This window comes from Necropsobacter massiliensis, from assembly GCF_000827595.2.
Taxonomy (GTDB): Bacteria; Pseudomonadota; Gammaproteobacteria; order Enterobacterales; family Pasteurellaceae; genus Necropsobacter; species Necropsobacter massiliensis.
In genome coordinates this window covers 1-12,173 of the sequence record NZ_LN776180.1, presented here as the reverse complement: position 1 = coordinate 12,173, position 12,173 = coordinate 1, and the positions used below count along the sequence as shown (strand labels likewise).

Annotated in this window: 9 protein-coding genes; 5 read left to right on the top strand and 4 right to left on the bottom strand. The window is 44.5% G+C overall.

Annotated elements, in window-relative coordinates:
• Window positions 1-50 precede the first annotated feature (50 nt).
• From BN3349_RS02655 to gap, 4 genes are all read right to left on the bottom strand, one after another.
• Window positions 51-1,847, bottom strand: a complete 1,797-nt coding sequence (locus tag BN3349_RS02655) for an AMP-dependent synthetase/ligase (RefSeq protein WP_040975725.1) — start codon at window positions 1,845-1,847, stop codon at window positions 51-53.
• Between the two features lie 396 nt (window positions 1,848-2,243).
• Window positions 2,244-2,477 (bottom strand): HNH endonuclease, encoded by a 234-nt coding sequence (locus BN3349_RS12210; RefSeq protein ID WP_245853726.1) that lies wholly within the window; start codon window positions 2,475-2,477, stop codon window positions 2,244-2,246.
• Window positions 2,478-2,626: 149 nt separating this feature from the next.
• Entirely contained in the window at window positions 2,627-2,917 is a 291-nt protein-coding gene (locus BN3349_RS02645) for a reverse transcriptase N-terminal domain-containing protein (protein WP_040975722.1), read from the bottom strand.
• Window positions 2,918-4,527: 1,610 nt separating this feature from the next.
• A complete protein-coding gene (gap, locus tag BN3349_RS02635) occupies window positions 4,528-5,532 on the bottom strand; it encodes a type I glyceraldehyde-3-phosphate dehydrogenase (RefSeq protein ID WP_040975721.1) in 1,005 nt (334 codons plus the stop codon).
• Between the two features lie 314 nt (window positions 5,533-5,846).
• On the opposite strand from gap, the gene gmk reads away from it, so the two are divergent.
• The 5 genes from gmk to murI all read left to right on the top strand — a co-directional run bounded on the left by gmk (window position 5,847) and on the right by murI (window position 11,948).
• Window positions 5,847-6,473 carry a guanylate kinase gene (gmk, locus tag BN3349_RS02630; protein WP_040975720.1) on the top strand — a complete coding sequence of 209 codons (627 nt, stop codon included), beginning with the start codon at window positions 5,847-5,849 and terminating at the stop codon, window positions 6,471-6,473.
• Between the two features lie 66 nt (window positions 6,474-6,539).
• Complete coding sequence (gene rpoZ, locus BN3349_RS02625; protein ID WP_032109641.1) at window positions 6,540-6,806, top strand: DNA-directed RNA polymerase subunit omega; 267 nt, start codon at window positions 6,540-6,542, stop codon at window positions 6,804-6,806.
• Between the two features lie 74 nt (window positions 6,807-6,880).
• Window positions 6,881-9,004: a bifunctional GTP diphosphokinase/guanosine-3',5'-bis pyrophosphate 3'-pyrophosphohydrolase gene (gene spoT, locus BN3349_RS02620; protein WP_040975719.1), complete on the top strand. Its 2,124-nt coding sequence runs from the start codon at window positions 6,881-6,883 to the stop codon at window positions 9,002-9,004.
• Complete coding sequence (gene recG, locus BN3349_RS02615; RefSeq protein ID WP_040975718.1) at window positions 9,005-11,086, top strand: ATP-dependent DNA helicase RecG; 2,082 nt, start codon at window positions 9,005-9,007, stop codon at window positions 11,084-11,086. It begins immediately after the preceding gene.
• A gap of 52 nt (window positions 11,087-11,138) precedes the next feature.
• Window positions 11,139-11,948: a glutamate racemase gene (gene murI, locus BN3349_RS02610; RefSeq protein ID WP_040975717.1), complete on the top strand. Its 810-nt coding sequence runs from the start codon at window positions 11,139-11,141 to the stop codon at window positions 11,946-11,948.
• Window positions 11,949-12,173 lie beyond the last annotated feature (225 nt).

The window sequence follows — 12,173 nt, the reverse complement described above, 5'->3', positions numbered from 1 at the left end:
CTTAAATCATAAGCAAAAAAAGTGCGGTGATTTTTACCGCACTTTTGGGATTACGATTTATACATGGATTCGATTTGTTCCTTGTAGCGCTGAAGAATTACTTTACGGCGCAGTTTCAGGGTCGGAGTGATTTCATTCATCGCAGTAGTGAACGCCTGCGGTAGCAGGGTAAATTTTTTCACTTGCTCAAAACTCGGCAACTCTTTTTGCAACTCGTTAATCCGTTTTTCAAACAGTTGAATAATATCGGAATGTTTCACCAGTTCGAGACGATCTTGGTATTTGATATTCAGCTGTTTGGCGTATTCTTCCAATGAAGCGAAACAAGGTACTATAAGGGCTGAGACGTATTTTTTCGCATCGGCAATCACGGCAATTTGCTCAATAAATTTGTCTTTGCCGATTTTGCCTTCAATATATTGCGGCGCGATATATTTGCCATTAGAAGTTTTCATTAATTCTTTGATGCGATCGGTGATATACAGATTGCCCTGCGCGTCGAACTGCCCGGCGTCACCGGTTTTCAGAAAGCCGTCGGCAGTGAAGGCGTCGGCGGTTTCTGCCGGTTTTTTGTAGTAACCGCGCATAACCATACCGCCGCGTACCAGAATTTCGTTATCGGCGCCGATTTTCACTTCGCAGCCGGGCATCAGCTCGCCGATTGAGTTTGGTTCGAAATGCCCATCCTGCCAGCAGGAAACGGTTGCGGTGGTTTCCGTCATGCCGTAGCCCAACTTGATATTGATGCCGATACTCTGGAAAAACAGCCCGATGGACGGGTCCAGTTTTGCGCCACCGCACGGCATCATACGGATTCGCCCCCCCAACAGATTTCTCAGTTTGCTCAACACCAATCGATCAGCCAATAGAAATTGACTGCGGGTAAGCAATGAAACGCGCTGTCGATTGGCGGTCAATTGAAAATAATGTTGAGCAACCTTTATTGCCCAGTTAAAGAGTGTCCGGCGAAGAAAAGGCGCCCGCTGCACTTTATCGTGAATAGCGGCATAGATTTTTTCATAAAAGCGCGGTACTGCGCACATCAATGTCGGACGGATTTCATTTAATGCAAAACGTACCTGGTTGGTATCTTCAATATAGCAATTCATCGCACCGCGATGCAGCACATAGGCGACCCATGCGCGCTCGAAAATATGCGAAAATGGTAAAAACGACAGTGATATATCCTGCATATCGATTGGTTGCAGTGCTTTATCGTGCGCTTGTAACTGGTGAGCGAGATTCGCATAATCCAGCATCACGCCTTTGGGCTCTCCGGTCGTGCCGGAGGTATAAATTAAAGTAAATAAATCGCTCAGCCGTTTATCTGCCAGACGAGATGTTAGCTCGGATTGATTTTGTTCAGAACCGTCGGCGATAAAATCCTGCCAGTAACAGGCAATCGCGTTATCCAGCAGGCGGATGCTGTCTTTCATCGCGACAATGCGCTGTAGCTGCGGACATTGTTCGGCAATAGCCAAGGCTTGTTCGTATTGTTCCTGATCGCCGACAAATAAAATTTTAATATCAGCATCATTAATGATGAATTTTGCCTGCTGCGCGGTGTTGGTGGCATAAATGGGTACACTTACCGCACGAATCTGTAATGCGCCGATGTCTGCTATCGTCCAGCGTGGCATATTATGTGCGAAGATACCGATTTTATCCTGTATGCCGATATGATTTGCCAGCAATGCTCGCGATACATCGTCGATTTGCTGCTGGAAAGTCGACCAAGAGATATCTTTCCAACCGTTATGTTCGTGGTAACGAAGTGCGGTGCGATCAGCTAATGTTTTTGCTTGATGATGAATGCGGTTAATGAAGTGAAAATCAAGTTGCTCCATGTTTTCTTTGCTTCCCCTTAACAATAATTTTATGCGGTTGCGGTCATTCTTATAATTTAAGCGAACACTTGTGCGCTAATATAATGGTTAACAAAACAAAATTCCAGTAGAAAAAACAAAAAAAGTAAGTAAATTATAGATTTTGTGATGTTGATAACATTTTCTAATGAATACAGTTGTTCAGCTTTTTCGAAAAGCAGGAGGGCGGCAATGTGCAGATACAGCGGCGCGAAGTGTAAAATATATTTTGCTGGCGATAAAAAACCGCCCGTAAAAGGGCGGTTGAATATGAGAAAAAGTTGAATCGGGTAGCCAAGCTGTATTGCTACAGCTTAGCCCCCTAAGAACTGTACAAGCAAATTTCTCTGCATACAGCTCAAGCCTTTCTATTAACTGCTAGGCAGTCGGCTTCATTACTTTCAAATTCAGGCGGTGAATTTGACGATGACACTCAGGGTGTACCAAACATCTATTGTTTAGCGTATCCTTTCCACCATACACTTTGTAAATAATATGGTGATCGTGCCAGCCCGTTTCTTTTGTAATTGGAAAACCACATAATACACATTTCCCTTTTTGCTCTTTGTACAAGACTTGCCATTGTCGTCTGTGTGATTGTTCATCATACATTCTACTTTTTTGAACAAGATTTTTCCCATACAATTCCCATTCGGGTAAAAATGGCTTGTATTGTGATTTTACCTTTTGGTGCCGTTTAATTTTAACGTACCCACAATAAATTAAATCTATTGGGATTAGTTTGCCCTGTTTATCATTGGTTACCGTACCAAAAATCCAATTTCGAGTACTATTTGAACAAAAGTATTTCTCTTTTCAGTCACTCGTCTTACTGCTAATGCTTTTGCATAAAATGAGTGGGTCAGCATTCTTTGTAGGTTTTTTACTCTACGCCAATTGCTTTCCTGTGTCGCCTTCGCAATCCGCACCTGCATTCCTTTCACATATCGATTTGCTTTATACCAATCGATATAATGCCATTTTGATATGTTCGGGGTCGCTGGAGCTGGATTATTTACTAATTTCTTAGTATGATGAATCCGCTCTTTCATACTTACCTCCGTTTAGAGATAAGTTTTCTTGGTAAACAGATAGTTCCTCTTTCTGGTCTGTGAAAACTTTCAAGAGTTGCTATCATTACCAATAGTTGTTATCACTAAGGATAAAGAGTGCTTGCGTTGGTTTTGTTTGATTATTTCTAATCAGCAAGCCAACGCTCGCTTTGTCCCGTTTAAACTTTTAAGGAATTAGTCAGACATCTTGCGATGAAAGACCAGTTAGAAGTCTGCACCCTTTCGGGTTAGGTTATATTTCACACCCTATCTGCGCCATTACAGTACAGCATTCGCTTTCTCTAACCTCTCTTACCTACACCCCCAACAGCATTGCTTACGCTTTGCCTGCCTTTTCAGGCGGAAATATAGGTTTACCAAGTTCCATTATTACTACACGAATAGTGAAGATATAGTCTGTTTCCCGACAGTGTTATGGTGACGTATCCCAAGGCTAAAATGAGATAACCCACTGCATACCTTTTGGTTCAAGCCGATAGCGACCGTAGGCTTGTTCTACATAACGAGAATTACGACTATTCACTTACGTTTATCTTTCTATCCAACCTAGCCCCTCAACCCAATGGTCGTTTCGAGTATTTTATTAATATCTCACAATATTAATAACCTTATCGGGGGGCATTGTCAGGAAGCTCCACACAAAACCGTTGTCAGTAATGCGCTATCCCTAGGTTACTGTTAGTCACATAACAGGTTACACTCATTTATCTTTCCGTAACAGCATATATCCACTTCAAAATAAATTGTAACAATAGTAATAACAGCTTACTCATACTTAACTAAGTTAGTTCCTATTCCAGTACTAAATAAGCCCTTGCCGTATACTTCATAAATTTACCTTTCGTTATTTCTAACTCCGTTCGCAACCAATAGTAATACTAATTATAAGGCGCTACATCTCTCACTTTTACTCAAAATCTCCCTAAGGTAAATTTGGGATAGTTCAAGGGTGTCCTTTATATTAGATGTTTTCTTGGTAGAATTCAGGTCGAACGACATCGCTTACTCATTTCCGCAAGCAAATACACGGTTCAACCACTTAATTGAAATGGGGCTTCGGTAGAAGACTTCCCTTAGTGAAGATAAAATTTATTGGTAAAAATACGCCTCTCCTCACTAAGCATTACCAGTGCTTAGTTCTGTTCCGTTTTCTAGAGGCTGACGGAACTCTGGGCTTTATTTATAGTAGGTTTGTAAATGCATTCTCTAATCTGAGGTTTAAATACCCTAAGCCAATTTGCATATACATTAGTGTATGCTGTGCTGCTCTTTATTCCCTTTTATTTGGAAATAAACTAAGAAGTAACTTTCTAACAACGGATCTTGCTTTCCTACTCTCCTTAATCCCATAACTTCAAGATTAAGTACATCAGAGTGAAGATCATACCTTATTGTTATTAGAGTTGGTCGATTTACCTTTACCAACTTAGAACTAGATCTTGAGCAACGCTCCTTTTCTAGCCTGCTACCCAATTACCACTATTGTAGTATTGAATAGTCGGGGAAAACAGTAATAATACTGTTTTCCCCTTGAGCTAAACCCTTGATATATAAGGATTTAACCCCAGTAAGCACGACACTTGTCGCACTTAGCCTTTATAGTTGTAAATATGTGCAACTAAGTCTAATACTTTGTTTGAATAACCGGTTTCGTTGTCATACCAAGAAACTAATTTCACGAAGCTATCAGTTAATGCGATACCTGCTGCAGCATCAAATACCGATGTTAATGCGCAACCGTTGAAGTCGGTAGAAACGACGGCATCTTCAGTATAACCTAACACACCTTTCATTTCGTTTTCGGAAGCGCGTTTGATTTCAGCACAGATTTCAGCATAAGTTGCCGGTTTTTCCAGGTTAACGGTTAAGTCAACAACAGATACGTTTGTTGTCGGTACGCGGAATGCCATACCAGTTAATTTACCGTTTAATGCCGGAAGTACTTTACCTACTGCTTTAGCCGCACCGGTTGACGACGGGATGATGTTTTGTGATGCGCCACGACCACCGCGCCAGTCTTTTGCAGACGGACCGTCAACAGTTTTCTGAGTTGCTGTTGTTGCGTGAACAGTGGTCATTAAACCGTCTTTAATGCCGAATTTTTCATGGATGACTTTTGCTAATGGCGCTAAGCAGTTTGTGGTACAAGAAGCGTTGGAAACAATATCCTGACCTTTATAAGCATCAAAGTTTACGCCGTTAACGAACATTGGAGTCGCATCTTTAGACGGACCGGTTAACACCACTTTTTTAGCGCCGGCAGTAATGTGTTTACGCGCAGTTTCGTCGGTTAAGAATAAACCTGTCGCTTCAACGGCAATATCCACACCGATTTCGTTCCATTTTAGGTTGGCAGGATCACGTTCGGACGTTACGCGGATAGATTTACCGTTAACCACCAGATGACCGTCTTTTACTTCAACGGTGCCCTCGAAACGACCGTGGGTTGAATCGTATTTCAACATGTAAGCCATGTATTCTACGTCGATTAAATCGTTGATACCTACAACTTCGATGTCGTCGCGAGCTTGCGCAGCACGGAATACGATACGGCCGATACGGCCGAAACCATTGATACCAATTTTAATTGCCATAAGATTTTCACCTATAATTTAAGTTAAACAAATTCTTACGTTTCACAGGATGCCGCCAAGCGTTACCCCGCTATCCGTCGGTTGCAGATTATAGCACGGTTTCTTTTGGGGATGAAACCGCACTAGGCGGAAAACTATAACAGATAACCTTTTTGTGATCTATGTCAAAATTATTCCGAGGTTTGGCTAAGTGATTCAAAAATAAAATGCGATTCGGTATAAATTTGCCAAAAAAGCACCGCACTTTTGCTGATTTTTTATGGATTTATCGGCATAATGAACGGCATTATCGCTATTTGAAAAGGACGAGTATTATGAGTAAAGGCAATTTGTATATTATTTCCGCACCGAGCGGCGCGGGAAAATCCTCATTAATCGCCGCGTTGCTGGAAAAGAACAACGGCGCCGAGATGATGGTTTCGGTATCGCATACCACCCGCAATCCGCGCCCGGGCGAGATCGACGGCGTTCATTACCATTTTGTCTCGCATCGTGAGTTTGAAGCGCTGATTGCGCAGGATTTATTTTTAGAATATGCCAAAGTGTTTGGCGATAATTATTATGGCACTTCATTGCCAGCAATCGAGCAAAATCTGGCGCGCGGTATTGATGTTTTTCTTGATATTGATTGGCAGGGCGCGCAGCAAATTCGCGCCAAACTGCCTACGGTGAAAAGCATTTTTATTCTGCCGCCGTCCATATCGGAGCTGGAACGCCGTTTAATCGGGCGCGGGCAGGACAGCGAGACGGTGATCGCCGCACGCATGGCGCAAGCGGTAGATGAAATGTCTCATTATGACGAATATGATTACGTTATCATTAACGAGGATTTTGAGCGGGCGTTGGCGGATTTGGTGCATATACTGCGCGCAGAACGCCTGACCCTTGATTACCAGCAGACACAAAATACCGCGTTACTGCATCAATTACTGGCAAAATAAGCGGCGTTTTAGTATCATAATCACCCTTTTTTATTTTTAAAGATTAATTTATTGGTGGAGTAATTTATGGCTCGTGTAACAGTGCAGGATGCGGTTGAAAAAATCGGCAACCGTTTTGATTTGATTTTAACCGCGGCGCGTCGTGCAAGACAGTTGCAATTGCATGTCCGTGAACCGCTAGTGCCGGAAGATAACGATAAACCGACGGTTATCGCTTTGCGCGAAATCGAAAAAGGTTTGATCAATAATGACATCATGAACGCACAAGACCGTCATGATGCCTTGGAACAGGAGTCGGCGGAACTGCACGCGGTGTCTTTGTTGTCCGAATAAACGGAAAAGTGCGGTCAGTTTTTCTTTAATTTATCAGACAATTGGTTTCGTCTTAATGAAAAGTCAGGTGTCCTTTGTATTTATTTGAAAGTTTAGAGCGAATCATTCAGGGCTATTTGCCGACTGAACAAATTGAATTGGTAAAACGTGCATTTATTATCGCCAGAGATGCGCACGAAGGACAAACACGCTCAAGCGGCGAGCCTTATATCACGCATCCGGTGGCGGTGGCATCGATTATTGCCGAAATGCGGCTGGATCACGAAGCGGTAATGGCCGCCTTGTTGCATGATGTGATTGAGGACACGCCATACACGGAACAGCAGCTGAAAGCCGAATTCGGCACCAGCGTCGCCGAGATCGTAGAAGGCGTATCTAAACTGGATAAACTGAAATTCCGCACTCGCAAAGAAGCCGAAGCGGAAAATTTCCGTAAGATGATTTTGGCCATGACACGCGATATTCGCGTGGTGCTGATAAAACTTGCCGACCGCACCCATAACATGCGTACACTGAGTGCGCTACGTCCTGATAAGCGCCGCCGTATCGCCAAAGAAACCCTCGAAATTTATGCCCCTCTGGCGCATCGTCTCGGTATTGAACATATTAAAAATGAACTGGAAGATCTCGGTTTTGAAGCCATGTATCCGCAGCGTTATGCGGTGTTACAGAAGGTTATTCAAATTGCGCGCGGTAACCGTAAAGATATGATTCAGCGTATCGCCGACGAAATCAAAGGGCGATTGGACGATATGGGAATTGACGCACGAGTATTCGGGCGGGAAAAACATCTTTATGCGATTTATCAAAAAATGCGCCTGAAAGATCAGCAGTTCCATTCCATTATGGATATTTATGCTTTTCGTGCAATAGTCAAAGATGTGGATACCTGTTATCGCGTGCTGGGACAAATGCACAGTTTGTATAAACCGCGTCCGGGCAGAGTGAAGGATTATATCGCCGTGCCTAAAGCCAACGGTTATCAATCTTTGCATACGTCTATGATCGGGCCGCATGGCGTGCCGGTGGAAGTTCAGATCCGCACGGAGGAAATGGATCAAATGGCGGAAATGGGGGTCGCTGCTCACTGGGCCTATAAACAGGGCGGCAAAAACGACAGTACGACCGCCCAGATCCGCGCGCAACGCTGGTTGCAAAGTCTGATCGAATTACAGCAGAGTGTGGGCAATTCTTTTGAGTTTATCGAAAGCGTTAAATCGGAGTTTTTCCCGAAAGAAATTTATGTGTTTACGCCGAAAGGACGTATCGTAGAATTGCCAGCTGGTGCCACACCGGTGGATTTCGCCTATGCCGTGCATTCCGATATTGGCAGTTCCTGCGTGGCGGCAAATGTGGATCGCAAGCCTTATCCGTTATCACAGGCGTTACAATCAGGACAAACGATTGAAATTATCACCTCGGCTACTGCACAACCGAATGCGGGTTGGTTAAATTTTGTCGTTACGGCAAAGGCGCGAACCAATATTCGCCACGCGCTGAAGGATTTGCGCGCCGATACTGCCTTAGTGCTGGGCAGACGCCAGCTAATCAACGCATTGTTGCCGAAAAAATTAAGCGATATTGACCCGCTGCGAATTAACGAATTGCTGGCGGAATTAAAATTAGATAATTTTGATGCGCTATTGACCGAGATCGGATTGGGTAATCAAATGAGTGCCGTGATTGCTTATCGGTTATTGGGCGAGGCGATAGAAATTGATACCGACGGCGAACTGAACAACAATAAAAACCCGTTAGAAATCAAAAGCAGCGAAGGGCTACTGACGACATTTGCCCAATGTTGTCATCCGGTTCCCGGCGATCCAATCGTGGCTTATGCCAGTCCGGGCAAGGGGTTGGTGATTCATCACGAATGCTGTATGAATCTGAAAAAGCGCAAAGACGATCCTGAACATTATACGCCGGTGACATGGGAACAAAGCGATAACAAAATGGAATTTGAGGCAGAATTACGCATTGAAATGATTAACCAGCAAGGCGCGTTACCGAATCTGACCTCGGCGATTTCTGCGCTGGACAGCAATATCCACAGTATTTGGACAGAGGAACAGGACGGGCGTTTGTACCAAATTGTAGTATTATTAACCACCAAAAATACTCATCATCTGGCCAATATTATCCGCAGAATTAAAACTATCCCAGGCTTTGTGAGTATTGAACGTAACACCAACAGTTAAATGAATAGTCGAATACTTGATGCGGTACCGCTGACCTCGCTATCTGGTGTGGGAGCGGCCATTGCCGAAAAATTAAGCCGCATCGGTATTGATAATTTGCGAGATTTGCTTTTTCACCTACCGATTCGCTATGAGGATCGAACTCGCATTACGCCTATTGCCGATTTACGCCTTGAGCGCTATGCCACCATTGAAGGAATTGTGCAAACCTGCACGGTACAATTCGGTCGTCGTCCGATTTTAACCGTTACGCTGTCCGACGGCACATCGAAAATAACATTGCGCTTTTTTAATTTTAATGCGGCGATGCGTAACAGTTTTCAGACCGGTACCCGCGTGCAGGCGTTTGGCGAAGTGAAACGCAGGCGGTTTATGGCGGAAATTCATCATCCCGAATATCGGATTATTCGCGATAAAGCGCCGCTCATATTGGAAGAAACCCTCACACCGATTTATGCGACGACAGACGGGTTAAAGCAGACCACCCTGCGTAAGTTGACGGAGCAGGCACTGGCATTATTGGAGAATATTCAGGTTGCAGAAATTCTCCCCGACGGGTTTAATCCATATCCTTTCAGTTTGAAAGAGGCAATTCGTTTTCTGCATCGACCGCCGCCGGAGATTTCCTTGTCGCAGCTGGAGGAGGGCAAACATCCCGCCCAGCAGCGATTGATTTTTGAAGAACTGTTGGCGCACAATTTGGCAATGCAAAAAGTGCGGTCGGGAATGCAACAGTTTTCTGCATTGCCGCTGCACCGACAAACAGATTTAGCCCGACGATTTTTAGCCCAATTACCATTTCAACCGACATGCGCGCAGCTTCGCGTCAGTGAAGAAATTGAACGGGATTTAGGTAAAAATTATCCGATGATGCGCTTGGTGCAGGGCGATGTCGGTTCCGGTAAAACGCTGGTGGCGGCATTGGCGGCGCTGTTGGCTATCGACCACGGCAAACAGGTTGCATTAATGGCGCCAACCGAAATTCTGGCGGAACAGCATGCCGCAAATTTTCGCAATTGGTTTGCGCCTTTGGGCATTGAGGTCGGCTGGCTGGCGGGGAAAGTAAAAGGCAAAGCTCGGCAGCAGGCGTTGGCTCAAATCGGCAGCGGCGGCGTAAGTATGATTATCGGTACCCATGCGTTGTTTCAGCAAGATGTCGTTTTTGCCGATCTGGCGCTGGTGATTATTGACGAACAACACCGGTTTGGCGTGCATCAACGCCTGATGTTGCGCGAAAAAGGCGAAAAAGCCGGCTGTTATCCTCATCAGCTAATTATGACGGCGACGCCAATTCCCCGCACGCTAGCGATGACGGTATATGCGGATCTGGATACTTCCGTTATTGACGAACTGCCGCCGGGGCGTACGCCGGTGACGACCATTGCGGTGTCCGAAGAGCGCCGCGCCGAAATTGTCGCTCGCGTACATCATGCCTGCGCGCATGAAAAACGACAGGCCTATTGGGTATGTACGCTCATTGACGAAAGCGAAGTGCTAGAGGCACAGGCAGCGGAAGCAACCGCGCAGGATTTACGCAAAAGTTTACCGCACTTGCGAATCGGCTTGGTTCATGGTCGTATGAAAGCAGCGGAGAAACAGGCGGTCATGGAAAGTTTTAAACAGGCTGAACTGGATTTACTGGTGGCGACAACTGTTATTGAGGTTGGTGTCGATGTGCCGAACGCCAGTCTGATGATTATTGAAAATGCTGAACGGTTGGGATTGTCTCAGCTGCATCAGTTACGCGGTCGAGTCGGTCGCGGCAGCACGGCGTCTTTTTGCGTATTAATGTATAAACCGCCATTAGGCAAAATTTCGCAAAAACGTTTGCAGGTTTTGCGTGAAAGTCAGGACGGTTTTTATATTGCGGAAAAAGATTTGGAAATTCGCGGACCGGGTGAAGTATTAGGCACAAAGCAAACAGGCATTGCCGAATTTAAAGTGGCAAATTTAATGCGTGATCGTAAAATGATCCCGCAGGTTCAGCATTATGCCCGTGAGTTAATCCAACGTCACCCGGATGTGGCTGAGCAGCTGATTCGGCGTTGGCTGAATAATCGGGCAATATATTCCAATGCCTGATAGAATTTAAAAAGTGCGGTCATAAATTTAAACGTTTTTGGGATTGAATAGTATGATGAGTTTAAAACCGACAATCCTGTTTTTTGATTCCGGCGTCGGCGGTTTTAGTGTTTATAAGGAAGTGAAACAGCTTTTACCGGATTACCAGTATCTATATTGTTTTGATAATGCGGGTTTTCCTTATTCCGAGAAAGCTGAAGAGGTGATTATCGAACGTACGTTGGCAATTTGTCAGAAAATCGACCGACAATACCCTTTAGATCTCATTGTGATCGCCTGTAACACGGCAAGTACCGTTGTGCTGCCGACCTTGAGAAGCCATTTCGCCATTCCTATTGTCGGTACTGTACCTGCTATAAAGCCTGCCGCGGAAATGTCGGTTAGCAAGCATATTGGTCTGCTAGCGACAAAAGGGACCGTAAAGCGTCAATATGTGAATGAATTAATTGAAAATTATGCCGCACATTGCCGGGTTGAAAAACTGGGCAGTACGGTTTTGGCTGAAATTGCGGAACAAAAATTGCGCGGGGCTTCGGTGGATTTGCTCGCTTTGAATGAAGAGTTGAAAATTTGGCGAGGGTTAGACGATCTGGATACGGTAATACTGGGCTGTACGCATTTTCCTTTAATTAAGGATGAAATCCAGATCTGCCTGCCGCAAGTCAAATATTTTGTTGATCCGGGCAGAGCCATTGCAATGAGAGTAAAAAAACTGCTGGATATTCACACTACGGTCAGACCGATTAGCGAAACCCGGAATTTGATTTTTTGTACGCAGAGTTTTAAATATGAAGCCGTATTTCAGCAAGCGCTTTCATTATGGGGATTTCAAGAGTTGCGCTTATTGAATATTGATAATTAACGATAAAGCGGGGCTTGATCACTATTTCGTATAAAAAAACATCGCTTAATTAAAAAAATAAGAATTTTTCCAAAAAGCGCTTGCAAAGGTTGATGAAATCCCTATAATACGCCCCACACAACGACGCGACGTTGTAAGCAAAGTGAAACTGACTCGCGTCGTTGTTTTTTGTTCTTTAACAATCTATCAGACAATCTGTGTGGGCACTTGTTGATTGACTTTGTT

Bases quoted from the DNA above. Each gene is read 5' to 3' on its own strand.
- BN3349_RS02655 (WP_040975725.1), bottom strand. From the start codon at position 1,847: ATGGAGCAACTTGATTTTCACTTCATTAACCGCATTCATCATCAAGCA.
- BN3349_RS12210 (WP_245853726.1), bottom strand. From the start codon at position 2,477: ATGTATGATGAACAATCACACAGACGACAATGGCAAGTCTTGTACAAA.
- BN3349_RS02645 (WP_040975722.1), bottom strand. From the start codon at position 2,917: ATGAAAGAGCGGATTCATCATACTAAGAAATTAGTAAATAATCCAGCT.
- gap (WP_040975721.1), bottom strand. From the start codon at position 5,532: ATGGCAATTAAAATTGGTATCAATGGTTTCGGCCGTATCGGCCGTATC.
- gmk (WP_040975720.1), top strand. From the start codon at position 5,847: ATGAGTAAAGGCAATTTGTATATTATTTCCGCACCGAGCGGCGCGGGA.
- rpoZ (WP_032109641.1), top strand. From the start codon at position 6,540: ATGGCTCGTGTAACAGTGCAGGATGCGGTTGAAAAAATCGGCAACCGT.
- recG (WP_040975718.1), top strand. From the start codon at position 9,005: ATGAATAGTCGAATACTTGATGCGGTACCGCTGACCTCGCTATCTGGT.
- murI (WP_040975717.1), top strand. From the start codon at position 11,139: ATGATGAGTTTAAAACCGACAATCCTGTTTTTTGATTCCGGCGTCGGC.